Origin of the sequence: Sporofaciens musculi (genome assembly GCF_009830285.1) — a bacterium.
GTDB lineage: Bacteria > Bacillota > Clostridia > Lachnospirales > Lachnospiraceae > Sporofaciens > Sporofaciens musculi.
On the sequence record NZ_WUQX01000001.1, the window covers coordinates 1,287,078 to 1,310,792 of the forward strand.

The window sequence follows — 23,715 nt, forward strand, 5'->3', positions numbered from 1 at the left end:
AAAAAGGCGGCTGTGCTTCGGTCAGTCTATTTGTATAAATGTAAAATATATGATAAGGGGAGAGAAAAATATGGAATTTAGCAGCAGAATGAGGGCTTCTATGCTCATTGTGATTATGTTTTGTGTGATGTGCGTATCTACGGTGCTTACGAGGGAGGAAAAGATTGCGGCGGCAGAAGCTGAGCAGGAAGCGAATCTCTATGTGAGTTGTGAATCGTCGTACTAGAATAGAAGATGAATATATATGCTGCCTGTGAGGCATGATACTAAAGAAAATGTTAAAAAAGAGAAGGACATGATATGGATGATATACAATTTAAGAGAGCAGAGTTGGAAGATAAGGATATTATTTCACACTATTTCAAACATCATACGAGCCGAAGCTGTGAGAGGACATTTGCCAATGTGTACCTGTGGTCGCGCCAGTATCCTGTAAAATGGGCCATTGTAGAAAATGCGCTGGTATTCAAAAGCGAGGATGAGGAGAATCTGTCCTTTGCGTATCCGGCGGGAAAGACAGAGGATGTGCGAAAGGCGATTGAGTGGCAGATGGAGTTCTGTAAAAAGCGGGGCGTTCCTTTTCAGATGTATAACCTGACGCCTGAGCATTTTGCTCAGTTAGAGGAATGGTATCCGGAAAGGTTCCAGATTGAATATGACAGGGACAGTGCGGACTATGTCTACGAGTCAGAGAAGCTTGCCACGCTGTCAGGAAAGAAGCTCCACAGTAAGCGGAACCATATCAATAAGTTTAAGGCATTGTATGGCGACAGGTGGTCGTATGAGGCTATTACGCCTGAAAATGCAGAAGAATGTTTCCAGATGGCGCTGAAATGGCGGGAGCAAAACGGATGTGAGGACGATCCCCAGAAGCGCGGAGAGATTTGTGTGACGATGAATGCCCTGCGTCTTTTTCAGGAATTAGAGCTGACAGGCGGGGTGTTGAGGATCGACGGGGAGGTGGTAGCGTTTACCATCGGAGAGCCCATTTGCTCAGATACCTTTGTCGTTCATATAGAGAAGGCATTTGCGGATGTGGAGGGCGCTTACCCCATGATTAACCAGCAGTTTGTCGAGCATGAATGTATGGATTATCCTTATGTGAACCGTGAGGAGGATACAGGGGCGGAAGGTCTTAGGAAGGCAAAGCTTTCCTATCGTCCGGTTTTCATGGTAGAAAAGGGGCGCGTGACGGAGAAGGATGCGTGATGGGTATTAGCTGCACGGCTTGAGGGAGTCTGTGACAATACCTTTGTCAGATAGGATAAAGAAGGAGAGAAGAACATGATAGCAGAGAAAATGAAGAATATGGTTGCAAACAGCTCGGCAATCCGCGCCATGTTTGAGGAGGGAAACCGGCTTGCACAGATTTACGGCGCCGAGAATGTGTTTGATTTTAGCCTCGGTAATCCCAACGTGGCGGCTCCGGAGGCGGTAAAAAAAGCAATTATGGAATTACTGGAAGAGAGCGACCCCGTGGTTCTTCATGGATACACCAACAGCAATTCCGGTTACGCAGACGTGCGGGAAACAGTGGCGGATTCCCTGAACAAGCGGTTCGGAACAAAGTTTGAAGGAAAGAATATTGTAATGTCTGTGGGGGCGGCAGGGGGATTGAATGTCATCCTAAAGACCCTTCTCAATCCTGGGGATGAGGTCATTGCCTTTGCGCCCTATTTCGGTGAATACCGTTCTTATACCAATAACTATGACGGCGTTCTGGTGGAAATCTCACCGAATACCGTGGATTTTCAGCCGAAGCTTGATGAGTTTGAACAGAAGATTACGCCTAAGACAAAGGCAGTTATTGTAAACACTCCCAATAATCCAACGGGAGTGGTTTATTCCGAAGAGACAATTAAGAAGCTGGCGGCAATTATGGAGACAAAACAGCAGGAGTATGGGACAGATCTCTATCTGATTTCCGACGAGCCCTACCGTGAGTTGGTTTACGACGGGGTGGAGGTACCCTATCTTACGAAATATTATGCCAATACGATTGTGGGGTACTCCTACAGTAAATCCCTGTCCCTTCCGGGAGAGAGAATCGGTTATCTGGTAATACCGGATGAGGTGAAGGACAGCGCCGAGGTTCTTGCAGCGGCTAATGTGGCGACGCGTATTCTGGGCTTTGTCAATGCGCCTACCCTGCAGCAGAAGTTAGTTGCCAAATGTATCAATGAGAAGACGGACATTTCCTACTATGACAGGAACAGGGAGACTTTGTACCAGGGCTTGAAGGAATGTGGATTTACATGCATTAAGCCCCAGGGAGCCTTCTATCTTTTTGTGAAGTCTCCGGTTGCGGATGAGAAGGAGTTCTGTGCAGCAGCAAAGAAGTATAACCTTTTGCTGGTGCCGGGAAGCTCTTTTGCCTGTTCGGGGTATGTAAGGCTTGCATACTGTGTGGCTTATGAGACGATTGTGAATTCATTGCCGAAGTTTAAAGAATTAGCCAAAGAATATTTTTAAACAAGGTGGAGGCTTATGAGAGAGTTCGAGAAAAATATCCGTAAGGTAGAGCCTTACGTGCCGGGCGAGCAGCCCCGGAATAAAGTGATTAAACTGAATACCAATGAGAACCCTTATCCGCCGTCTAAAAGGGTTACGAAGGCTTTGGAGGAAATGGATACGGACAGGCTTAGGCTCTATCCAGATCCTGCATGCCAAGCCCTTAGGGATGCGTTGGCGGATTTCTATCATGTGAACCATGACCAGGTGTTTGTGGGAGTAGGCTCTGATGATGTATTGTCTATGTGCTTCCTGACTTTTTTTAATTCACAGAAGCCGATTTTATTTCCGGACATTACATATTCCTTCTACAAAGTCTGGGCAGAGCTTTACCGGATTCCCTATGAATGTCAGAGACTGGGTGAAGACTTCCGGATTGTGAAGGAGGATTATTATAAGGAGAATGGCGGAGTTATTTTTCCCAATCCTAATGCGCCCACAGGACTTTATGAGGAGCTGGATTTGGTGGAGGATATCCTCAGGAAGAATCAGGATGTAATCGTGATTGTGGACGAGGCTTATGTGGACTTTGCAGGACGTTCTGCCATGGAGTTGATTGATCAGTATGAGAATCTCATTGTGGTGCAGACCTTTTCCAAGGCCAGGTCTATGGCGGGAATGCGGATTGGGTATGCTATCAGTAACCCAAGGTTGATTCAGTATCTAAATGACGCCAAGTATTCCTTTAATTCTTATACCATGAACCAGGCGGCGCTGGTCTGCGGCGTGGAGGCTGTGAAGGACAGGGAATATTTTGAGGAAGGACTCCATAAGATTATAAATACACGAGAGTGGGCTAAGGAAAGGTTTCAAGAGCTTGGTTTCAGATGCCTTGATTCCAGTGCGAACTTTATCTTTGCCATGCACCCGAAGTATGATGCCAGAAAATTATTTGAGGCTTTGAAGGAGAACGGCATCTATGTGCGGTACTGGGGAAGTGAGAGGATTGAACAGTATCTGCGAATCACCATAGGAACCAGGGAGGAGATGGAAGCCCTTTTTGAGTTTCTTGAGGAATATGTGGGAAAATAGAATTCATAGCAGTAGTTGATAAAGGAGAAGGTCTATGACAGAAACATTAGTGCAGAGTATTATTGACGCATTGGGCGGAAGCGTTGGAAAAGAAGCGATTGTGTTTATCATATCAATGATTCCAATTCTTGAGCTTCGCGGCGCCCTTTTGGTTGCGGGGCCGCTGCTTGGTGTGCCGGTGGCAAAAGCCATACCCTTATGTATCATTGGAAATATCATTCCAGTTCCCTTCATTTTACTTCTGATTACACCGATTTTTAAATGGATGAAGGGAACGAAGCTGTTTAAACCTATGGTAGATAAGCTGGAATCAAAGGCCATGAGCAAGAGCGATAAGATTGAGAAGTATGAGTTCTGGGGACTGGTGCTTTTCGTGGGAATCCCGCTTCCAGGAACCGGCGCATGGACTGGCTCGCTGATTGCGGCTCTCCTTGGGGTGAAATTTAAGAAGGCGTTTCCGGCGGTTATATTGGGAATCTGCATGGCAACGGTAATTATGTGGTTTATCTCCTATGTATTGCTCGGAGGAGTGCAGCTTCTGGGGTGATGGAGAGTACACAACATAATATTTTGTTGGACGAAGTCTGCCAGCCCTTTGGGGCAGGTGGGCTTATATTTTCTTTTATGGTAAGATATATTTATCCAGATACCAAAGTGACGAATCTCTCACAAAAAAGTCACGAAAAAGTAAGCGGTAAGTCCTATGATATGAGTAACGCAAAGGCGGGCAGACCGTTATACATCGCCTTTGGGTATTGAAAGGAGGCTCATATCATGGGATTTTTGAAAGTTGAAAATTTGTACAAGGTCTATGGAAAAGATGAAAATAAGGTGACAGCCCTTAACGGTGTATCCCTTACTATTGAAAAGGGTGGATTTACCGCAATCATCGGCTCGTCTGGCTCTGGAAAATCTACGCTTCTCCACGCCATTGCAGGGGTGGATGTGCCAACAAGCGGGAAAATCTATCTGAACGGACAGGATATCTATGCCCAGTCCAATGAAAAGCTGGCCATTTTTCGCAGGCGGCAGGTGGGACTCATCTATCAGTTCCACAATCTGATTCCTACCCTTAACGTGGTAGAAAATATCACGCTGCCTGTGCTGATGGATAAGCGGAGGGTGAACAGGCAGCGGTTGGAGGATTTGCTGGAGCTTCTCGGTCTTAAGGAGAGGCAGAACCATCTTCCCAACCAGCTTTCCGGCGGACAGCAGCAGCGTGTGGCCATTGGGCGCGCCCTTATGAACGCCCCTCAGGTCATGCTGGCGGACGAACCCACGGGAAGTCTGGACAGCCAGAATGGCCATGAGATTGTCAAGCTGCTGAAAAGAAGCAACAGACAGTTTGGGCAGACATTAATCCTGGTCACCCACGATGAAAATATTGCTTTGCAGGCAGACCGTATTATCTGTATTTCCGACGGAAAAGTGACGCGGGACGAAAGGCAGGTGCAGCAGCCATGAATATTTTTAACAAGATTGCCCTGCAGGGATTGAGAAAAAACCGTACAAGGACGATTGTGACGATAATTGGAGTGGTCCTGTCCTCCCTTATGATTACAGGTGTGACAACCTTTGGCGTGTCTCTTCTTGACTATATGGCAAGGGGAGCCATGGAGAAATATGGAGACTGGAATGTGGCGTTTCTGGATTCTGACCCTTCGTTTGTAAAGGAACAGTTAAAGGATGAAGAAGCAAAGGACACGGTAGTTTTTGAAAATATTGGATATTCTAGGATTTACAAAGGTCAGAATCCACAGAGACCCTATTTTTTTATTGCTGGGTTTTCTGAGGAAGCATTTGCCAAGCTGCGTACCACATTGTTGTCAGGCAGGCTGCCGGAAAATGACGGGGAGATTCTTATCTCCGGAAAGGCTGCGGTGGACGACGGCGCTTCTTATAAGCTTGGCGACACCCTTTCCCTTGCCGTGGGAAGCCGCATTAGAGAAGGCAGGAGACTGACACAGGCAGATGCTTTTGATCCTGAGAATGAGGTTTTTTCACCAGAGGAGGAAAAGACATATACAATCGTCGGGATTTGCAGAACGCCTGTATTTGAAACAGAGGCTTCGCCAGGCTATACCCTGATTACAAGAAATAGTGGGGAAGTAAGCCAAAACAGTCTATTCGTTACCCTGAAAAACCCCCGTAAGGTCTACTCTTATGTGGAGCGTGTAAAGGGCGGGCGTACCTGCATTTTCAATTATGAAGTGCTGCGTTTTATGGGGCAGTCAAAAGATCCTGGAGACAAAGTTTTTATGACTCTGTTATACTCCTTTGGCGGAATCGTGTTGATGATTATTATGGTAGGCTCTGTTTTCTTAATCTACAATTCCTTCAGCATTTCCTTAAACAAGAGGATTAGAGAGATTGGCGTACTGGCTTCTGTGGGGGCTACGTCAAAGCAGCTTCGCAATTCCGTTTTATTTGAAGGCTTCTGTATCGGTGTGCTCGGAATTCCTGTGGGCGTACTGGCAGGTCTTGGAGGGATCGGTCTTGTGCTTTCAGTTGTCTCAGAAAAGTTTAGGGCAATCCTCTACAGCAAAGTCGCGTTGGATATGAAGATTTCTGGCTTTGCCGTAGGCCTTGCTGTGGCAGTCAGCATGGTGACAATTCTGATTTCCGCCTATATTCCGGCAAGAAGAGCTGTCAATCTCCCTGTGATGGAATGTATCCGCCAGACCAATGAGATTAAGACAGAGGCAGGCAGCATGAGAATATCACGGCGAAAGCAGCGGATCTTCGGACTTGAAGGGACGCTGGCCCTTAAGAATTTTAGGAGGAATCGGAAACGTTACCGCAGTATCGTGCTGTCCCTTGTGCTGAGCATCGTGTTGTTTGTCGCAACCAACGCGTTGATTGACATCATGCAGCAGACAGCAGGTGACTTTAAAACAGTTTCGGATTATGACGTTGGCTTTGGAACCCAGGATATGGGTGATGAGGAGTTAATCCGTCTTTTTGACAAAATGAAGAAGGTAAGCGGCGTTACGGAACAATCCTTAAGGGAGGTAATCTCCTGTATTGGTACAATGGAGGCATCATCTTTATCAGACGCCTACTGGGATGCATATGGGGAACGCTCTTTAGAGGAAACAGTAAGCCTGCCTTTGGAGGTACATTTTTTTGACGATGAGTTTTATCAGAAAATGGTTCAGTCCTACGGGCTGCCGGCGGATGAGTATACAGGGCAGAGCGGGAAAATGATTGCGGTTGCCAAGATGAAGAATGACAGTGACGAGGCAAGAGGGCCAAAGGACCTTGAGGATATGTTTAGGAAGCCTTTGGCAGAGCTTGTCATCACTCCGAAGATGGAAGGAGTGCAGGAGGGAGGGGAGGTAAGCCAAATAGCGACCGTTAAGGAGCCAGGACAGAATGTAAGCGTGACCGTAGCGGAAGTCGTACCGCCGGATATTCCGCCTCTCTATGAATCCAGAGAAGAGGAAGAACTTCCTTACACGCTGGAGATACTTGCCCCCTGGTCTGCCAAGGAGAGGCTTGCTCCCGACGGACCTACCACTTTGGTGAAGGTCAAAGGAATGTGCTTTTTATCAGACAATCCGTCCCAGACTACGGCAGAACTTGGGAAAATAATTCAGGAAGAGGGCATTACAGCGTCTTATTTGCTGCTGAACAGCAAGGAGGCCTTCGAGCAGTTTAGGAATTATATCTTCATTGCAAATGTATTTGCCTATACCTTTATTGCAATCATATCACTGATTGCGGTCGCAAATGTATTTAATACCATTTCTACTAATATCAGGCTGCGAAAGAGAGAGCTTGCTATGCTGCGCTCTGTGGGTATGTCGGATAAGGATTTCAATAAGATGATGGGGTTCGAGTGCGCCTTCTACGGCATGAAAGCGCTGATGCTTGGGATTCCCCTTTCACTTTTGCTCTCCGCCTTGATTGTTCGGGTTATGGCGGCGGATGAGGTAAAGTTTACTCTGCCCTGGGCCAGCGTGGGAATCAGTATATTGAGCGTATTTTTAATTATATTTGTTACCATGATGTACGCAGTCAGTAAAATCAGGAAGGAGAATATCATTGACGCCCTGCGAGATGAGATGACTTAATGGGGGATAAAAGTATTGCCAACGGAAACGGAGTAGTGTATAATTTGAATAACTTGTTAAATAAACGGTTATTTTGAGGAGAAGTGATCGCTATTGGATGACACAAAAATCAAAATCATTTCCGCAGCAATTAAGGCAGTACGGCAGTACGGCCTTGAGGGTGTGAGAATTCAGAAAATCAGCGAGTTGGCAGGGGTGTCTCCAGGGGCGCTATACCGTTACTTCAACGGCAAGGAACAGTTGATGATGGAGTGCTTCACGTATATAGACAGACAGGCAGCAGCCGTTTTTGAACATTTGAAGTTTGATCCTCAGGCCATGCTCACCGATCCGGTTGGAGCGGTGAGAAGCCTGTGGGTTCCTTACTTCCGATTCTGGCTGGCAAGGCCGGACGAGACCGTCTTTTACCATCGGTTTCGGGACAGCGCCTTTTTTCCGTCATACGACAAGAACCGAGATGCAAGCTACTTTGATACTTTTGCAGGGATGGTTCGGATCTTCCTTCAGGTTTTTCCAAGGTTAAGGCAGATTAACCAGGATTTGCTGTGGCTTCATGTGCTTACCAGCACCGTCATGTACGCCAAATACGTGGTGGAGGGAGTGATTCCGGACAATCAGGAGACCGAAGATACGGTATTCCGGTTTCTGACAGAGGGACTGAGCGGTTATCTGAATTTGGAAAAGATGAAAATTGAACAGTACTAAAGACATTCCACGAAAGAGTGGTTTGTTTTTACACATAAGAGAATGAATGTTTATTTACTATTTCGCCTTTCACATATTGCCAGGCGTTATTTTTTTTTGGTATTATGTGAATGAACGTTTACTCACAATAATGGTAAAGGAGGAGGTGTAACAAAAATTTATCTGATTTACGCCAGAAAAGTAAAGAATGATTTCAGTAAAAGATAAAGATATTTAGGAGGATGAGAAAATGAACACACTGAAAAAATCAACAATTTTTCTGCTTTTGGGTATGTCAAGTCTGAGTATGCTTATGAATGGATGCACAAAACAGGAAAAAGAAAAGGAAAAAGAGGAAATTACGGTGAATGTAACGTCTGTGGACGAGGCAGAGGACAAGGAGGCAGATGAGGTTGACAAGGAGGAAAAAGAGGCAGTCGGCACGCTGGTAGACGCTTCGATGAACACAATTACAATCAGGCAGAACGACGGGACAGAGCTTACGTTCCTTTCAAATAATTGTGAGCACAATTTCAAAAACGGACTTCGGGAAGGAAATTGGATTGTAGTCACCTATACCGGCGAAATTCAAGGGGATAATACACAGAATGCATCTGTAATAAAAATAACGGACAATGATGAGAACAAGATCGAGAAGACGAAAAAGGCAATGAAGCTCAAGGCGGTTGATGAGACGGTATATGCAACTGCAGGCGTTCATATAAGGGCTTCTTATTCTACAACGTCCGACGTGATAGGCTCTCTGGCAAGCGGAGCGTCCATCAGGCGTACTGGCGTCTGTGACAACGGCTGGTCCCGTGTTGTATATAACAATCAGGATGCATATATTTATGGAGACTATCTGACGACAAAAGCGCCTGCGAAGGATAAGAAGCCTGCAAAGACCAACGGTTCAGCTCCGGCAACTCCGCAGCAGGGGAATGAGCCGGCTAAGGTTAAGAAGCCAGACAGTCTGCCGGCAGAACAGCAGCAGACGGTAAACGGCAAAGTGGTAGAGGCGTCTATGAACACGCTGACTGTTGATGTAAACGGAGAGGTTTATACTCTTAATATTATGGATGCAGCCCATGAATATGCCAATGGAATACAGGTAGGAAATATTGTAACCATTACATATGCAGGAAATCTTGCAGATCCTGAGGTGACAGTCATAAAAGTGCAGGATACAGCTCCAAACGGACCGGAAGAAAAAAATAATTAACACATAAGCGTATGAGTACAAGGGGAAAGAATCGCAAAAAACAGAAGCAATACATAGCCGGACTTGAGTAGAAGGGATTAAGAGAGCTGTTCTGGAGGTATACCAATAGCTTTTCGTTAGGGGGAATTAGGAGATGGAATTTAAGAAAAAAATAAACAGACAGGGAATCGAAAATATGGCGGCGGCCTTCATCCTGAAATCCCTCTTGGGAATTGGTTTTTTTACCGTGCTGTGGATGTTACGGTCTTACTCCGTAGATTTTTGTCTCAAAACTTTGGAGCAGGAGGCACAGGAGGTAAGAGAAAATATCTGTTTACAGATTTCCTATATTCAAAATCATCTGGAAATGGTGGCTGATGTGATAAAAGAGGAAGATGAAATTACCTCTGAGCGCGTGCTTAACCTCTTACAGTCGAATCAAAATATGGGGATGGTGTCCCGTCTTGGCATTGTCCTGCCGGATGACCGGATTCTTAAGCCGGACGGAACTGTGTCTACGCCGGTAAATGGAATCACATTTGATGAACTGGCTAAGAAAGGGGTTTTTGTTACAAATATTGAGCCGGACAACCTTGAAGCAGACAGGCTTGTCCTATTTTTTAACGTTCCGATTGAAAGAAAAGGGAAGACAGAAGGAATACTATTTGGTGTCATAGAGCCCCAAGACCTGTCTAATTATTTTGAGGTGGACATCTTTGACGGAAACGCGGATATTTTCATTGTTGATACTAAGAACAGGGAGTTCATTATGGATACTCTCCATGGCGGGACAGAGAAGGATTACGCATCGAAGGCTCATAAGATAAAAAAGGGATATGACGAAGGGCAGATTGTCAGGGATTTTGAGGATGGAGTAGGGGGAATTACGGCTTATTTTTCTACGTCCATCAAAGAGTATTTATATTCTGCTTACGAGCCAATCGGTATAAATGACTGGTTTGTTATGCTGACGGTTCCTGAAAGTATTGTTTTTAGTGAGACAAAGTATATTGAGAAGGTATTGTTTTGGCTGGGCGTCTATGAAGCGGTTGTTCTGATTACCTATTTTTTATGGGATATTATCCGTACGCGAAAGGAAATAAGTGCAAAGGAGAGGATGGCGACCACAGATCTTCTGACTGGCCTTAAGAACAGAAATGCTTATGAGCAGGCGCTTGCAGGGTATGAAGCCAGCCTTCCAGCCAGCCTGTCCTGTGTTTATGCGGATGCGAATGGTCTTCATGAGCTGAACAACAGCAAAGGTCATGCTGCCGGAGATAAAATGCTGCAAACAGTTGCAGCAGTACTGGTTGATGTCTTTGATAAGGAAAAGGTATATCGTATTGGCGGCGATGAATTCCTGGTGTTTGCAGAAATGGATTTAGGGGATGGTTTGAAGAAAGCGGCGTGGGCCAAAGAAAAGGCTTTAAAGGCAGGGTATCATGTTTCTGTGGGGGCAGCGTCGAGTGAGGAATACAGGGAGGTTGCAGCCGTTATAAAGGCAGCAGAGCAAAGAATGTATGTGGATAAAAAGCGTTACTATATGGAACATGGGAATCGGCGCAGTATGCGTCAGTAATCATTTTTGGGTCGTCCCAGAGACGACTTGTAAAGGACTTTTTAATCAAGTTATACATTTAGAGCAAAAAAATAAGACCGGGAACCTGTTCCCAGATTCTCGGTCTGTGTGAATGCGGTTACTTATGCTGTTTTATCTGCATTGAGTTTCTTTACTTCGTCAAGAGAAAGTCCGGAAATAGAAGCGATCTCATCCAGCGCATATTTCCCAGCTCTCAACATACGAAGTGCAACTTCCATCATGCCCTCTTTAAGTGTTTGGTTCCTCATATCTTCCATAGCCTTACACATGACTGCGATTCCCTCCTTACTTTCTTTGAAAAATTTTACTCTGTCTGCCAATACGCCATAGTACATATCCGATGGATTCGTACAGGAAAAATCGTGCATTAACTTCCCGATTGGCGTTTCATCCCGGTATGCTCCGTTCACATAAAGGATGTGCGTACCATCCTCAAATCTTTTGCCGGTTTCCAGTATACAGCGCTCAATCTGATATAAAGGTTTCCCTTTCCCCATTACATCATTCTCGGTTATGAAAACAACATAGGTTTCCGGGAGATTGTCAAAAGCTTCACCCTTTTTCAGAAGATTTGCGTCCATCATGCTGCTGTTGTAACGCGCTCTTTTTCGACCGGCTCCCTTGTCCGCACGCTGGATTTCAATATTGAATTTCCGTCCGACGCTGTCGGTCGCCAGTACATCCAGTCTCACAGAGCGATTCAGAAGATTTTCCACAAATACCTGTGTGCGGACGTCCAGTACATTCAAATCCGGCATATCCAGAACAATTCGGAGTACCAATTCAATACACTCTGTATTTCCCTCAAAGCATTTTGTGAGAAAATCATCATCCATAAGACGAAAACTTCTAAGGCGCTGTAAATCTTCCTGATGTTTCCGGTCTATTGTTTCCGTTACTGTCAAAATTCCCACCTGCTTTCTTTGTGATTTCTGTATGTTCATACTACCATAAATCCTCCGTCTTTTCAAGCTGGGGCGTTTTTGAATCCCCAGTGTTCTGGTATACTAAAGTTGTAACAGATGGTTCGGATAAGGTATAATAAAAATGAACAAAGGAGGAACCAGCAGAATGGACAAAGTCTATAACGAAGAATTCAAAAAGCAATTAGTGAAAGAGTATATCCAAGGAAAAAGTTATCCTATTCTTGAAAAAGAGTAAGCGGCTCATATCCGTGATGATAGTTGCCTCCACATGGCCAGCCTCGACTTCCTCCATCATGGCATTAAAGCTGGCGCGGTCAAAGTGGGTTTCCGAAATTCCATCGTCCGTAAAGTGGGTAGGATTGGGAAAACCGTTGCGTTTGGCGTAGTCCTCCAACATGGATTTCTGATTGCTGATGGAATTGGATTCTCCGTTTAATTTAGTATTCAGGGGGCAGACCCCTATGTTGATAAGGATGATAAGAAGGGGTATCTGTTTACTGGGTCTGTGCCGGATTACGACAGAATCGTACTTCGCAGGACTGACACGATAGACGGGCTGTCAGAGGCAGACCAGTGTTTGATTTTGTGTATAATTACTAAATACTTTGCAGACCGTAGAGTGGTTCGTGACGGTGGCAAATCGTATTCTACAAAACTTTTCTAAAAAATATTTCCATAGGCTGGTCGAAGGGCGTATTATGAAATACGAGTCCTCCACAATCTATATATCCTAGTTTTCGATATAAATGTTGTGCACCTTCATCAGCCTGTGTTGAAATCAAAGTCATTTTGTAGCCCTGATTTTTCATTTCGTTTTCCCAACGAATGATAGCCTGCTTTGCAAATCCTTTACTACGATAATCCTCTTTAATAAATATAAAATTCATAAATGGAATATGCTCCCATAAGATACAATGTACGATTATTCCAATGGGTTGGCTGTCTTCCCATATAACGTAACCGGATTTTGTATATACCCGATTGGCATATCCTGTATCATCGACATGTCTATCAATACTCATTACAAATTCTTTATCATTATTTGTTACAACTTTTATTTCCATAGTTTCCCTTCTTAATCGCCAGATGCCTTTAAAGCGATCTTTCCAGACTACTTTAATTCATATCCTTTTCCTCATGTTATGAAACATTATAAGAGCAAAATAAGGAAAAGAAAAATCTGTTACAAATTATAACATAAAATAAATATGACAGGAAGAACTGATTGAATAAGCTTTCTCAAATTTCTCCCTAATTTTTCCATCAAATATACTAGAAATAGTAATCTGGTTGCATTTTGAATAAAGGAATCCTATAATAGAAACTGAGCAGAATGTTATAAATACTTTATGCTAATGCGATTCCAGCGATCTGGGATTGAAGAGATTGCAAGAGGAGAGAAGGCAGAAATACTGCCAGAGAACCTGACGCGGGTGCGGGCAGGATACAGGAGTAGCTTCAAAAGATGCAGTAACTGTGGATTTGAGGGAGGAAAAGGAAGCATGGTAAAACAGATTGTAAGGGACGTGTTTTTTCTGGGGCAAAAATCAGAACCGGCAACTAAGGAGGACCTACAAGTAGGAAGGGATTTACAGGATACCTTACATGCCAACCGTGACCGTTGTGTGGGCATGGCTGCCAATATGATCGGCGTAAAGAAAAATATCATCATTGTAAATATGGGCGTTATTGATATTGTGATGTTCAATCCAGTGCTGGTTTGGGGAAACGGACTTTATGAAACAGAGGAAGGCTGCCTGTCCCTTGACGGGATTCGTAAAACCAACCGTTATAAGGAAATCGAGGTGGAGTATTTTGATTTCGATTGGAAAAAACAGAAAATAAAGCTGAAAGATTGGCCCGCTCAGATTGCGCAGCATGAAATGGACCATCTTTTGGGAAAGGTGATATAGCTATGGGATATCAGATACAGACTGTTCAGGGTGATATTACGAAAGTAGATGATCTGGAGGCAATCGTAAATGCGGCGAACAACAGCCTGCTTGGAGGAGGAGGTGTGGACGGTGCCATCCACCGTGCAGCCGGTTGCGAGCTTTTGGCTGAATGCAGAACGCTGCATGGCTGTAAGACAGGAGAGGCAAAGCTTACCAAAGCTTATCTTCTGTCGTGTAAATATGTGATCCACACGGTAGGGCCCATCTGGCATGGAGGAGATGCTTTAGAAGAACAGCTTCTTGAAAATGCGTATAGGAATTCCCTTAAGGTTGCGGTTGAGCATGGGATTCGGACAATCGCATTTCCTTCCATCTCAACAGGGGTGTATCGTTATCCGGTAGAGCAGGCTGCGCTTGTGGCAGCCAGAACAGTCCAAAAGTTCTGCGAAGAGCATATGGACAAAATTGACATTGTAAGATTTGTACTGTTTGATCCCAGGACCCTCGCCGCATATGCTCATGCGGTTTGCGAAATTAAAACTTAAAATTCAGCAGTAAGCGCAGTTATTCCAGGAGATAACTGGAAGTTAAATTAATGATCTGGGCTCCACGCACAGAAGAAAGACGTCAAAGATTCCCAATGGATTTGTCTTTAATCAGTCTATTGCTTTGATTCCCTTTTCAGATAACTGTCTAAGATTTTCAAGCATACTATTTATCACTTCCGAAGGGTGCCCCTCCCATTTCGTTACCTCTGCGATAATTTTTAATGGCTGCTTTGTTCGATAAGATTTTGTAGGATTACCAGGAAATTTATTGTCAGTAAGGTTGGGGTCATCTTCAAAATCTCCGGTTGGTTCAACAACATATATCCGCTGCGTACCGTCTCCCTCTGCCAATTCTGCGCCCCAGATTGCAGCATCCAATGTTCCGGCAAAATAAACATATCCTGATTTTCTATCATCGTTATAATTTTTTTTCATTCCTGTAACCAAGAAATCACCAATATTTAAATCGGCTTTTGTTCCATGAAAAAATGAACCCGGACTAAATATAATCTTATCACTCATATGATCTTCTCCTTTACCTATTTCGATTGTTAATCCATATAATTGTCTGAGAAACTAGAATTTATCAATAAGAAATATGTTCTTTGTGATATTGAATAAAATCCTCTTTACTAAAAGATGGCAGATACCCATATTCATCTACAATCAACTTAAGAATTGCGGCAGATCTTGCTTGAGTATTGATGCTTTTGGTAGGATTAAATTCTATATCAGTAAAATAATTATAACTTAAAATTGCATTGATTTCATCTGTTGTAAACGATTTTTTGATAGCGGTAATATAGATAAAATCATAGAATACCGTTTGGGGAATTAAAGGAAAATCTTCATTTTGGTAACGAAACGCTTTTAGGCTTCCTGATTTATGCAATCTTTCATCGCGCTTAGCTTCTTTTGGTGGCATATCAAGCAAATCAAGATAAGGACCACCATTCTCAAAAACTTTAGCGCTCTGAAAAACATTCTCAAGGGTATTGTTATTTATCTTGAGATTGAACGCACTTAATTTAATTCCAATCGTTTCCTGACTCTTAGTGCTGATTTCTAATGGCTTAGCGTTTACATCTGCTTTTATAATTGCATTGTGCAGACTTTTTATAGATTTTTGTTTTTGAGATACTGCAAAACCAGAATACCATTCAAACGAATACATTTCACTAATAACTTTTCCTTGACGAATAAAAAATGCAGGTCGTTTTGCCATCTGTCCCTCCTATATAAAATGTGGTTTATTCTTCTAATGAACTAATAAAGTCTATCTGTACCAGTTTTTTACCATTAGGTAGTTTATGCGCTAAAGTTCTGATTGCGTGATAATCAATTTCGTGCATTACTTTCTCTAATGTCTGTTCTTTTATTTGATGATGTATCTGTTCCAGTCCGTCAAATACATGTAGGTAGGGGGAATCGGACACCCAATTTTCCTCCATGTTGATTTGAATAATACACGAAACATACTTAGGATGTACTTGTCGGATTGCGTTCTGAAAGCACTGGTATCCTATATATTCAATCAATAAGTTTGCAATAACCATATCTGCTTTTGGCAGCTTATCCGCTTCATCTATTAAGTTGATGCACATGCACTCCAGAAGTCCGTCCAAATGGGGGTATCTTTGTATGGCGGATTGCAAATAAGAGGAATTGATGTCAATTCCATATACTTTTATGAATTTATCTTTCTGGATATGCTCAAGACCATTACCTCCTGCAAGGCCAAATATTATTACGCTGGAAATGGAGTAAGTATTGAATTGACCTTTCATCATTTCATTCATAGCCTGTAACTGCATAACAGAATCAAGTTTCATATGATTTTCATAATCAGCTAATGGAATTTCGATCCACGGATTTTTCATTTTCTCTCCTCATTTAATAACGATTTTAATCGATACAACTGCCTGGCAAGTAGGAAGCTGTATCGATTATGTAAGTTTATCCTTTCAGATTTTTCAGAGCGTCTGGAGTATTTGAGACAATCTCACTAAGCGCCTGACATGTTTCTGTATCTGGACAATCACCGCATGTCGTCACGCCTTTATTTAGAGCGCACTGGCGAATTTCGCAAAGGCTTTCACAGTATACCGTTTTAACTCCACCCACACGGCAGCCCTCATAATTGATGTGTTCAGGCAAAATGGGAGCGTGGTTCAATTCCGCCCATAGTTTTGCGGTTTTCGCACGTAACGCGTTGTCGTTATGGAGCGTTGCAAGATATGCATCACATTTTTCACAATCCAGTCCGCAGTATGCAATCATATTTCTCACGATTTCGTATCTCCTATCAATTCAATGTTTATATCTTCATATCGGCAATTTTAATGAAAGAATAATCTCAATAGTAAATTTCTAATGTGGTCATCACACTAGCTTAATCCTTAACTGTTTGTAGATTTTGTAGTCGCAGTCTTTAAAAACATTAAAAATCACCTTATTCTGCAACAACTGAAATTCTCTGCTGAATGTGGCTTCCATTTAACGCCTCATCAACCATAGCAACCGCATAGTCAGCATAACTGATTATGCTTTCTCCTTTCGCGTTCAATGTTAATTCTTCACCGCCTAAGATATATTTTCCAGTTCTTGCCCCGTCTGCCTGAAAATCTCCGGCAGGGCTAATATATGTCCATTTTACATCTGTTCTGGTGCGAAGCTCATCAAGCGCCTTTCCCATATTGGAAGCAAGCGGCTTGAACACCTCCGGAAAGTCCGCCCCGTCCATGACCTGTACAGTATGCTCAGGGGTCACATACAGGCTGCCCGCCCCGCCAACAACAAGAAGTCTTGTTTCCGTGCCGCTTACAAGGTTGCAAAGATGTTTCAGAGAAGTGCTGTGCTGCGGCAGAGCTTCCGGCGTCCATGCGCCAAAAGCGTCAATCACAACATCAAAGCCCTCCAAATCGGCTGCGGTCAAATCAAACAGGTCTTTTTTGATGACGCTTGTTGCTTCTGACTGGTTTTCTCTACGCACAACGGCGGTAACGTCTGCCCCTCTTGCAATAGCTTCCCTGACAATCAACTTACCCTCTTTACCATTTGCACAAATAACTGCGATTTTCATACTTTCGTTCCTCCTATTTTTTAATTTTGTTTGCGGCTTGTTTTTTCCCGCTTGCAAGATTATAATATATCCGTAGGGAGAAAACGTAAAGTAAGCACTTTATTGTGCCGTAGTTACCTAAAAGAAACTATTGTGAAGAAATGGGGGATTTTGATGGATAAAAATTTGCCTGCCTGTCCGGTAGAAACCACTTTAATGCTTATCAGTGACCGCTGGAAAGTTCTTATTATCCGTGACCTACTGGAAGGTACAAAGCGTTTTGGAGAGTTGAAAAAATCTGTTGGAAACATTTCGCAAAAAGTATTGACTGCTAATTTACGCTCAATGGAAGATAATGGACTGCTTACTCGCAAAGTTTATCCAGAAGTACCACCAAGGGTAGAATATACTCTTACCGAAACAGGTTTTAGTCTAAAACCTATTTTGGACGCTATGTTTTCATGGGGAACGGAATATAAAAAGAAAAATTGACAAATACAATGGTAATGCGGTTGCATTCTGTGTAAAGAAATAGAATGTGTTTCATTGATTGGGGAACGGCCAGAGGAATTATTCAGATGTTTTTTATTATGGGAATTACACAGGGAAGAAAAGATTTTGACTATGATCAGATGATAGTCTGTGAACATTGCGGTTCTTATGGGAGATATCAGGTGTACATGACTTATATGTGTCTGTCATTATTTTTCATTCCTTGTTTGAAATGGAACAGGCAGTATTATGTACAGAGTACATGCTGCAACACAGTTTATTCTCTTGAACCGGAGATCGGAAAGCGGATTGTAAGGGGAGAGAAGACAGAGATACTGCCAGAGAATTTAACAAAGGTGCAGGCAGGGTACAAAAGCAGCTTCAAAAGATGTAGTAACTGTGGATTTGAGACGCAGGAGGAGTTTGAATACTGTCCAAAATGTGGAAAGAAATTTTGATATGAGTACATTGTTAGGACACCAATAATTCTGCATATAGAAATTTTTTCTAATTAGGTCTGGCTTACTGTGGTGTCGGGACAGGGGGTCAGTCCAGCGTGCGGCTCACTTTGCTCCAATGATTGGAAATGGTAGCATATTGGATTTATCAAATTTCCAATACGGCGATTGTTATCTATCTGTGTTTTTTTAAAGTACGGATATAATTTTCAGGTTTGTTTTTTATTGGAGCGGTATGCTATCTGCTGGGGTTAATGCTGTGTGCAGTTTCTATTATTGGTTTTTCATCTCCTTCTGCTGAGGGGCTAAACACGAAAGGAATTTATAGATTTTCACGCTATTCTATGTATAAAAGAAGTCCGAAGATATATTTAAGCGAAAAAGGGAACCTTAGTGTTTCTGATTTGGAGGTTATAGATGCTTCATTCGACTATAGAGTTAAGGCAGACAGAAGATTCTGCTACGGTAGCAAGAATCGCAGCAGAAACAGTACGAGCTATTTATCCTCAGTATTATCCCGCTGGAGCTGTGGAGTTTTTTATAGAGCTTCATAGTGAGGAGGAAGTTAAAAAAGTAAAAAATAAAGAAGAAATTTATCTGGTGTTGGTACAGGGAGAAATCGTAGGGACAGGAAGTATCAGAAAAAATGAAATATGCAGACTGTTTATTCTGCCTGAGTATCAGGGTAAGGGGTATGGAAGCTGGCTAATGGATATATTGGAAAAAAGAATTTTAGAAAAATATGGCAAGGTTCATGTAGATGCTTCTTTTCCGGCGGAAAACATGTATTTTAAAAGAGGATATGAAATCGTTGCTTTTGAAAAGATCAAAACAGAAAACGGAGATTATCTTTGCTATCATACTATGGAGAAAATGGGATTATAAAAAATTTTACTAGAGAAGATCAGTTGTTTTCTCTCTGGGGTTTGAATTGCGGATTATGTTCCATGTGAAAAGTGTCCAGGAGGAGATGAATTTGATTCATTTATTACATACCGTAACAGATATTGGGATTTTGAGAAGTTGAAAAACGGCGTAAAAGCATATCAGAAGGAACAGAGCGAGAAAGCTGCTATTCTGAATGAACTGCTTGAGAATTATAATGATGGAAGTTAGAATTGGGGTGACAAATGATGAATTATAGTTTTTTAGACTTGGCAAAGGAAGTTCTGGAACGAAAGAATGTTCCGCTTTCGGCAGAAGAAATGTGGGAGTTTGCAGGACAACAGGGATTGTGGGAAAGATTAAATTCTTCCGGTAAAACACCGGTCCGTACCCTTTCTGCCAGAATATATGTGGATATCAAGAATAATGAGAATTCCTATTTTACGCAGGTAAGTAAGCGTCCTGCAAAATTTTATCTAAAAGACAAGATAGCCGGTCTGGATCAGTATGAAGAAAAACAGGAGAAAGCTGGGGACAGACATAAGTTTAAAGAACGTGACCTGCATATTTTACTCGTATAGGAGTAATTCGATTGGATGCAGAACACTTTATGCAGAGTGAAATCTTATTTTCGGCAAAAGAAAAAGAATCTCTGGATTGGGATACTATTAACAGGCTGGTAGATGCCAACCGAGATTTTCAGCATTTCCTCAATGATTTGATGGAAGATATTAAGGTTGGAAAAGTGAAAAGTATTTACGATGAGATTTATGAAGACGAGGAGGTTGCGCAGATAAAATGCAAGGAAAAGGGCATGTTACCCTAAAAATTTTCTGCTAGTGTTTCTAACGGCTTCTAGTGGTACACCAAAGGAGATGAAGATCAGTCTGTTGGACGGACTTGAAAGGCCAATCATCTTCAAACTTTATTTGGCACCTTTAGTATACCACTCTATAGTGATCGATCTAGTGTACCGACACATTTACATTGATTATGGCGAGATACTCTCATGATTGTCTGTCGGGAAATAGGTAGTCCCTTACTTTATCTGTTATACAGCTCATTAGCTTTTCTTACATATGCGTCAGAGATGGTTGCAGATACGCTAAAAAAGTCGAAACCAGTATCACGCAGAATCCTGTTCCGAAGGCTGATAACTACATCCATATAATGTGCATATTTAACAAGTAATGAATCGACCTTTTCTGGATCATGCAAAGCAGCTATGGCATCTGGATTATATGTAGGCGGGCCGGCTAACGTGTCGTATGGTATTCCGGTAAGAATAGATAATTGGTGTAGTTTTGCGTCACTATAGCCCGAAAATTGGGAAGGCCAGGTGCCAGATTTTTGTCCGTTGCAATCATGACAGAGTAAAGTAGCATTCTCAGTATTAAGCGGCCACAGGTAGTATACTGGCAGCGTGTGGTCAAGAGGTTTTTCACGATTACTGGAAACATGGCTTAAGTCGGCGCCGCAGCAGAAACACTTATGATGGAATCTGTTTTCGATTGCTGCACTGTCTATTCGAGGCGAGCCTGTAATATCCAGTAGTAGCCGCCTGCGCTGAGCCGCTTCTCGGTGCTGGTCGGTTAGCCTTGTGCCGTTTTTTATCTCATTGTATGCTTTTTTACATAAACGACATTCTCCCTGGCGGCCTGTTTTTCTTGCGCTATGTTTGTCAAAGTCCTCTATAGGTTTCAGAGTGTTGCAAACAATACAATATTTGTACTCTTTAGCTTCAGCAATATAGTCGTCATGATATATTGTAAATTGACCGGTAGCGACCGATTCAGGATTTCCATTTTCATCATTAACATCCATAGAGTAGTCATAAAAAACGGTTTCTCCACCAGCCTCGTGGACATAACCACATTGCGGACATTTGACTGTAAAATTTTCAGTTATATCATCTTTTCTGACAAATATAAAATATGTACAGTTTGGATTTAAACATTGAAATCCTTTAAAAGATACATCGCCCATGCCCTTCACATGGGGAGCACGTATCTGATTTGTTTTATTTACATTGCTGTATTTAGCTCGTCTTGGCATAAAAACCTACCTTTCCATTTTAAGACCTTACTTACTATTATATCAAAAATGCACATATTTTGGTAAAAGAGTTTCTGAAAAAGAAAAGAAATCCTTGTAAAATATGTATAAAAGAGTTGTAATACCACCGATTTTTTAGTACAATGTAAACATGAGATTTTACCAAATATAAGGAGGCACCGAAAATATGAAGGTTTACAGAACTGACGAGATCAGGAACGTAGTTCTCTTAGGACATGGGGGGAGCGGCAAGACAAGCCTTGCTGAAGCGATGGCTTATGTATCAGGAGCAACAAACCGTATGGGGAAGATCACAGACCACAATACGATCAGTGATTTCGATAAAGAGGAGCAAAAGAGAGAATTTTCAATCAGCACGACTTTGTTACCAATCGAGTGGGAGAAGGCGAAGATTAATATTTTAGATACGCCGGGCTACTTCGATTTTGTAGGAGAGGTCGAGGAAGCAGTCAGCGCGGCGGATGCGGCGGTAATTGTAGTTTCCGGTAAATCTGGTGTGGAAGTCGGGACAGAGAAGGCATGGGAGTTGTGCGACAAGTACAAGCTGCCGCGTATGATTTACGTGACAGAGATGGACGTAGACGACGCAAGCTTCCGTCAGGTGGTTGAGGATTTGAACGAGAGATACGGCAAGGTGATCGCACCTCATTTCCAGCCAATCAGAGAGAATGAGAAGCTGGTAGGCTATGTCAACGTTATCAAGAACGCGGGCAGACGCTATACTGGCATCGGGCAGAGAGAGGAATGTGACATTCCGGATTACTGTAAGCCGAACCTTGAGACCTACCGTGAGAAGCTGTTAGAGGCGGTAGCCGAGATCAGTGATGAATATATGGAGCGTTATTTTGCAGGCGAGGAGTTCTCTGTGGAGGAGATTCGCGCGGCGATGCGTACTGAGGTTATGGAGGGGCGGATTGTTCCGGTTGCTATGGGTTCTAACGTACAGGCACAGGGCGTTGCGAACCTGCTTTCAGATATCGTAAGATTTTTCCCAAGTCCAGACTGGAGAGAATGTGCAGGGATCAACCGCAAGACTAATGAGATCTACGAGGCGAATTATGACTTTGCCAAGGCTAAGTCTGCCTATGTGTTCAAGACTATGGTAGACCCGTTTATCGGAAAGTATTCCTTTGTGAAGGTATGCTCTGGCGTATTGAAGGGCGAGGATACCCTTTATAATGCAGATTCCGAGACGGATGAGAAGCTTGGAAAGATTTATACCATGGTTGGAAATAAACCGGTAGAGGTTAAGGAGTTATTTGCAGGAGATATTGGGGCGATTGCGAAGCTGACCAATACGAAGACAGGCGATACCCTTTCTGCAAAGACCACGCCAGTGCTGTTTGGAAAGACTGAGTATTCCAAGCCGTATACATATATGAAGTATGTGACCAAGAACAAGGGAGATGAGGACAAAGTATCTCAGGCTCTTCAGAAGATGATGGCAGAGGATATTACCTTGAAGGCGGTAAATGACAGTGAGAATCGTCAGACGCTCATCTACGGTATGGGCGACCAGCACTTGGAGATTGCGGTAAGCAAGCTGCTTGAGAGATATAAGTGTGAAGTAACCTTAGAGACGCCCAAGGTTGCATTCCGTGAGACCATTAAGAAGAATTCTGATGTGGATACCAAGTATAAGAAGCAGTCCGGCGGACACGGACAGTACGGTCACGTTAAGATGAAGTTCGCTTCCTCCGGTGATTTGGATACACCGTATATTTTTGAAGAGACGGTAGTTGGCGGCGCGGTTCCGAAGAACTATTTTCCGGCAGTAGAGAAGGGGCTTCAGGAATCTGTGGTTAAGGGACCTCTCGCCGGATATCCAGTTGTAGGTGTAAAAGCTACGCTGTACGACGGCTCCTATCATCCGGTAGACTCTTCCGAGATGGCGTTTAAGACGGCAACCATCCAGGCATTTAAGAAAGGCTTCATGGAGGCAGGGCCTGTTCTCTTAGAGCCAATCGCATCTATTAAAGTAGTTGTTCCAGATGATTATACCGGAGATGTAATGGGGGATCTGAATAAGCGCCGCGGACGTGTGCTTGGCATGAATCCCATTGCAGGAGGATTGCAGGAGATCGTGGCAGATATCCCGATGACAGGCGTATTTGGCTATTGTACAGTACTTCGTTCTATGACGGGTGGAAGGGGAACTTACTCCTATGAGTTTGCACGCTACGAGCAGGCACCGTCTGATGTCCAGGAGGCAGAGATTGCCAAGAGAGCTGCTGAGGAATAAAAACAAAATACTTAAGAATAGAAGAAAA

General features: G+C 43.1%; 27 protein-coding genes and 1 pseudogene. 19 read left to right on the forward strand and 9 right to left on the reverse strand.

Annotated elements, in window-relative coordinates; genetic code table 11:
- Positions 1 to 70: 70 nt before the first annotated feature.
- The 11 genes from GN277_RS06405 (at position 71) to GN277_RS06455 (ending at position 11,083) form a co-directional block, all read left to right on the forward strand.
- A complete protein-coding gene (locus GN277_RS06405; RefSeq protein WP_159750338.1) occupies positions 71 to 226 on the forward strand; it encodes a hypothetical protein in 156 nt (51 codons plus the stop codon).
- A 74-nt stretch (positions 227 to 300) separates the two neighbouring features.
- Positions 301 to 1,209, forward strand: coding sequence for a DUF2156 domain-containing protein (locus GN277_RS06410; protein WP_159750339.1), 909 nt, complete (start codon positions 301 to 303; stop codon positions 1,207 to 1,209).
- Positions 1,210 to 1,284: 75 nt separating this feature from the next.
- Positions 1,285 to 2,472, forward strand: a complete 1,188-nt coding sequence (locus tag GN277_RS06415; RefSeq protein WP_159750340.1) for a pyridoxal phosphate-dependent aminotransferase — start codon at positions 1,285 to 1,287, stop codon at positions 2,470 to 2,472.
- A gap of 15 nt (positions 2,473 to 2,487) precedes the next feature.
- Positions 2,488 to 3,543 (forward strand): histidinol-phosphate transaminase, encoded by a 1,056-nt coding sequence (gene hisC, locus GN277_RS06420; RefSeq protein WP_159750341.1) that lies wholly within the window; start codon positions 2,488 to 2,490, stop codon positions 3,541 to 3,543.
- Between the two features lie 34 nt (positions 3,544 to 3,577).
- Positions 3,578 to 4,090, forward strand: coding sequence for a COG2426 family protein (locus GN277_RS06425; protein ID WP_159750342.1), 513 nt, complete (start codon positions 3,578 to 3,580; stop codon positions 4,088 to 4,090).
- Entirely contained in the window at positions 4,087 to 4,302 is a 216-nt protein-coding gene (locus GN277_RS06430) for a hypothetical protein (RefSeq protein ID WP_159750343.1), read from the forward strand. Before GN277_RS06425 ends, GN277_RS06430 begins: the two co-directional genes overlap by 4 nt.
- Before the next feature lie 15 nt (positions 4,303 to 4,317).
- Complete coding sequence (locus GN277_RS06435; RefSeq protein WP_159750344.1) at positions 4,318 to 5,007, forward strand: ABC transporter ATP-binding protein; 690 nt, start codon at positions 4,318 to 4,320, stop codon at positions 5,005 to 5,007.
- Positions 5,004 to 7,619 carry an ABC transporter permease gene (locus tag GN277_RS06440; protein WP_159750345.1) on the forward strand — a complete coding sequence of 872 codons (2,616 nt, stop codon included), beginning with the start codon at positions 5,004 to 5,006 and terminating at the stop codon, positions 7,617 to 7,619. Before GN277_RS06435 ends, GN277_RS06440 begins: the two co-directional genes overlap by 4 nt.
- Positions 7,620 to 7,712: 93 nt before the next feature.
- Positions 7,713 to 8,324 (forward strand): TetR/AcrR family transcriptional regulator, encoded by a 612-nt coding sequence (locus GN277_RS06445; RefSeq protein ID WP_159750346.1) that lies wholly within the window; start codon positions 7,713 to 7,715, stop codon positions 8,322 to 8,324.
- A 229-nt stretch (positions 8,325 to 8,553) separates the two neighbouring features.
- Positions 8,554 to 9,525, forward strand: coding sequence for an SH3 domain-containing protein (locus GN277_RS06450; RefSeq protein WP_159750347.1), 972 nt, complete (start codon positions 8,554 to 8,556; stop codon positions 9,523 to 9,525).
- A 133-nt stretch (positions 9,526 to 9,658) separates the two neighbouring features.
- Positions 9,659 to 11,083 carry a sensor domain-containing diguanylate cyclase gene (locus GN277_RS06455; RefSeq protein WP_159750348.1) on the forward strand — a complete coding sequence of 475 codons (1,425 nt, stop codon included), beginning with the start codon at positions 9,659 to 9,661 and terminating at the stop codon, positions 11,081 to 11,083.
- Positions 11,084 to 11,205: 122 nt separating this feature from the next.
- Here GN277_RS06455 and GN277_RS06460 read toward each other — a convergent pair whose 3' ends face one another.
- From GN277_RS06460 to GN277_RS06470, 3 genes and pseudogenes are all read right to left on the reverse strand, one after another.
- Positions 11,206 to 12,048, reverse strand: a complete 843-nt coding sequence (locus GN277_RS06460; protein WP_159750349.1) for an Rpn family recombination-promoting nuclease/putative transposase — start codon at positions 12,046 to 12,048, stop codon at positions 11,206 to 11,208.
- Positions 12,049 to 12,262: 214 nt separating this feature from the next.
- Positions 12,263 to 12,520, reverse strand: a pseudogene (locus GN277_RS29970) (recombinase family protein); the annotation flags it as partial.
- Positions 12,521 to 12,677: 157 nt separating this feature from the next.
- The gene (locus tag GN277_RS06470; protein WP_159750350.1) at positions 12,678 to 13,094 is read right to left on the reverse strand and encodes a GNAT family N-acetyltransferase; all 417 of its coding nucleotides are present in this window, start codon (positions 13,092 to 13,094) and stop codon (positions 12,678 to 12,680) included.
- 438 nt (positions 13,095 to 13,532) lie between these two features.
- On the opposite strand from GN277_RS06470, the gene GN277_RS06475 reads away from it, so the two are divergent.
- Entirely contained in the window at positions 13,533 to 13,943 is a 411-nt protein-coding gene (locus GN277_RS06475) for a peptide deformylase (protein WP_159756444.1), read from the forward strand.
- A gap of 2 nt (positions 13,944 to 13,945) precedes the next feature.
- The gene (locus GN277_RS06480) at positions 13,946 to 14,470 is read left to right on the forward strand and encodes an O-acetyl-ADP-ribose deacetylase (protein ID WP_159750351.1); all 525 of its coding nucleotides are present in this window, start codon (positions 13,946 to 13,948) and stop codon (positions 14,468 to 14,470) included.
- Between the two features lie 111 nt (positions 14,471 to 14,581).
- Here GN277_RS06480 and arr read toward each other — a convergent pair whose 3' ends face one another.
- The 5 genes from arr to GN277_RS06505 all read right to left on the reverse strand — a co-directional run bounded on the left by arr (position 14,582) and on the right by GN277_RS06505 (position 17,555).
- Complete coding sequence (gene arr, locus GN277_RS06485; RefSeq protein WP_159750352.1) at positions 14,582 to 14,995, reverse strand: NAD(+)--rifampin ADP-ribosyltransferase; 414 nt, start codon at positions 14,993 to 14,995, stop codon at positions 14,582 to 14,584.
- Positions 14,996 to 15,059: 64 nt separating this feature from the next.
- Positions 15,060 to 15,698, reverse strand: a complete 639-nt coding sequence (locus GN277_RS06490) for a DarT1-associated NADAR antitoxin family protein (protein WP_159750353.1) — start codon at positions 15,696 to 15,698, stop codon at positions 15,060 to 15,062.
- Between the two features lie 25 nt (positions 15,699 to 15,723).
- Positions 15,724 to 16,353, reverse strand: a complete 630-nt coding sequence (locus GN277_RS06495; protein ID WP_159750354.1) for a class I SAM-dependent methyltransferase — start codon at positions 16,351 to 16,353, stop codon at positions 15,724 to 15,726.
- Between the two features lie 76 nt (positions 16,354 to 16,429).
- A complete protein-coding gene (locus GN277_RS06500; protein WP_159750355.1) occupies positions 16,430 to 16,762 on the reverse strand; it encodes a DUF3795 domain-containing protein in 333 nt (110 codons plus the stop codon).
- 163 nt (positions 16,763 to 16,925) lie between these two features.
- A complete protein-coding gene (locus GN277_RS06505) occupies positions 16,926 to 17,555 on the reverse strand; it encodes an NAD(P)-dependent oxidoreductase (RefSeq protein WP_159750356.1) in 630 nt (209 codons plus the stop codon).
- A 153-nt stretch (positions 17,556 to 17,708) separates the two neighbouring features.
- Here GN277_RS06505 and GN277_RS06510 point away from each other — a divergent pair, with 153 nt between their 5' ends.
- The 5 genes from GN277_RS06510 (at position 17,709) to GN277_RS29980 (ending at position 20,195) form a co-directional block, all read left to right on the forward strand.
- Positions 17,709 to 18,026: a winged helix-turn-helix transcriptional regulator gene (locus GN277_RS06510; protein ID WP_159750357.1), complete on the forward strand. Its 318-nt coding sequence runs from the start codon at positions 17,709 to 17,711 to the stop codon at positions 18,024 to 18,026.
- A gap of 86 nt (positions 18,027 to 18,112) precedes the next feature.
- Positions 18,113 to 18,484: a zinc ribbon domain-containing protein gene (locus tag GN277_RS06515; RefSeq protein ID WP_159750358.1), complete on the forward strand. Its 372-nt coding sequence runs from the start codon at positions 18,113 to 18,115 to the stop codon at positions 18,482 to 18,484.
- 417 nt (positions 18,485 to 18,901) lie between these two features.
- Complete coding sequence (locus GN277_RS06520) at positions 18,902 to 19,369, forward strand: GNAT family N-acetyltransferase (protein ID WP_159750359.1); 468 nt, start codon at positions 18,902 to 18,904, stop codon at positions 19,367 to 19,369.
- Positions 19,370 to 19,614: 245 nt separating this feature from the next.
- The gene (locus GN277_RS29975; protein WP_244324620.1) at positions 19,615 to 19,950 is read left to right on the forward strand and encodes an HTH domain-containing protein; all 336 of its coding nucleotides are present in this window, start codon (positions 19,615 to 19,617) and stop codon (positions 19,948 to 19,950) included.
- A gap of 11 nt (positions 19,951 to 19,961) precedes the next feature.
- A complete protein-coding gene (locus GN277_RS29980; RefSeq protein WP_244324621.1) occupies positions 19,962 to 20,195 on the forward strand; it encodes a hypothetical protein in 234 nt (77 codons plus the stop codon).
- Positions 20,196 to 20,413: 218 nt separating this feature from the next.
- Here GN277_RS29980 and GN277_RS06530 read toward each other — a convergent pair whose 3' ends face one another.
- Positions 20,414 to 21,424 (reverse strand): hypothetical protein, encoded by a 1,011-nt coding sequence (locus GN277_RS06530; RefSeq protein ID WP_159750360.1) that lies wholly within the window; start codon positions 21,422 to 21,424, stop codon positions 20,414 to 20,416.
- Positions 21,425 to 21,611: 187 nt separating this feature from the next.
- Here GN277_RS06530 and GN277_RS06535 point away from each other — a divergent pair, with 187 nt between their 5' ends.
- The gene (locus tag GN277_RS06535) at positions 21,612 to 23,687 is read left to right on the forward strand and encodes an elongation factor G (protein WP_159750361.1); all 2,076 of its coding nucleotides are present in this window, start codon (positions 21,612 to 21,614) and stop codon (positions 23,685 to 23,687) included.
- Positions 23,688 to 23,715 lie beyond the last annotated feature (28 nt).

Coding starts and splice junctions, on each gene's coding strand:
- GN277_RS06405 (WP_159750338.1), top strand. CDS start 71: ATGGAATTTAGCAGCAGAATGAGGGCTTCTATGCTCATTGTGATTATG.
- GN277_RS06410 (WP_159750339.1), top strand. CDS start 301: ATGGATGATATACAATTTAAGAGAGCAGAGTTGGAAGATAAGGATATT.
- GN277_RS06415 (WP_159750340.1), top strand. CDS start 1,285: ATGATAGCAGAGAAAATGAAGAATATGGTTGCAAACAGCTCGGCAATC.
- hisC (WP_159750341.1), top strand. CDS start 2,488: ATGAGAGAGTTCGAGAAAAATATCCGTAAGGTAGAGCCTTACGTGCCG.
- GN277_RS06425 (WP_159750342.1), top strand. CDS start 3,578: ATGACAGAAACATTAGTGCAGAGTATTATTGACGCATTGGGCGGAAGC.
- GN277_RS06435 (WP_159750344.1), top strand. CDS start 4,318: ATGGGATTTTTGAAAGTTGAAAATTTGTACAAGGTCTATGGAAAAGAT.
- GN277_RS06440 (WP_159750345.1), top strand. CDS start 5,004: ATGAATATTTTTAACAAGATTGCCCTGCAGGGATTGAGAAAAAACCGT.
- GN277_RS06450 (WP_159750347.1), top strand. CDS start 8,554: ATGAACACACTGAAAAAATCAACAATTTTTCTGCTTTTGGGTATGTCA.
- GN277_RS06455 (WP_159750348.1), top strand. CDS start 9,659: ATGGAATTTAAGAAAAAAATAAACAGACAGGGAATCGAAAATATGGCG.
- GN277_RS06460 (WP_159750349.1), bottom strand. CDS start 12,048: ATGAACATACAGAAATCACAAAGAAAGCAGGTGGGAATTTTGACAGTA.
- GN277_RS06470 (WP_159750350.1), bottom strand. CDS start 13,094: ATGGAAATAAAAGTTGTAACAAATAATGATAAAGAATTTGTAATGAGT.
- GN277_RS06475 (WP_159756444.1), top strand. CDS start 13,533: ATGGTAAAACAGATTGTAAGGGACGTGTTTTTTCTGGGGCAAAAATCA.
- GN277_RS06480 (WP_159750351.1), top strand. CDS start 13,946: ATGGGATATCAGATACAGACTGTTCAGGGTGATATTACGAAAGTAGAT.
- arr (WP_159750352.1), bottom strand. CDS start 14,995: ATGAGTGATAAGATTATATTTAGTCCGGGTTCATTTTTTCATGGAACA.
- GN277_RS06490 (WP_159750353.1), bottom strand. CDS start 15,698: ATGGCAAAACGACCTGCATTTTTTATTCGTCAAGGAAAAGTTATTAGT.
- GN277_RS06495 (WP_159750354.1), bottom strand. CDS start 16,353: ATGAAAAATCCGTGGATCGAAATTCCATTAGCTGATTATGAAAATCAT.
- GN277_RS06505 (WP_159750356.1), bottom strand. CDS start 17,555: ATGAAAATCGCAGTTATTTGTGCAAATGGTAAAGAGGGTAAGTTGATT.
- GN277_RS06510 (WP_159750357.1), top strand. CDS start 17,709: ATGGATAAAAATTTGCCTGCCTGTCCGGTAGAAACCACTTTAATGCTT.
- GN277_RS06515 (WP_159750358.1), top strand. CDS start 18,113: ATGTTTTTTATTATGGGAATTACACAGGGAAGAAAAGATTTTGACTAT.
- GN277_RS06520 (WP_159750359.1), top strand. CDS start 18,902: ATGCTTCATTCGACTATAGAGTTAAGGCAGACAGAAGATTCTGCTACG.
- GN277_RS29975 (WP_244324620.1), top strand. CDS start 19,615: ATGATGAATTATAGTTTTTTAGACTTGGCAAAGGAAGTTCTGGAACGA.
- GN277_RS06530 (WP_159750360.1), bottom strand. CDS start 21,424: ATGCCAAGACGAGCTAAATACAGCAATGTAAATAAAACAAATCAGATA.
- GN277_RS06535 (WP_159750361.1), top strand. CDS start 21,612: ATGAAGGTTTACAGAACTGACGAGATCAGGAACGTAGTTCTCTTAGGA.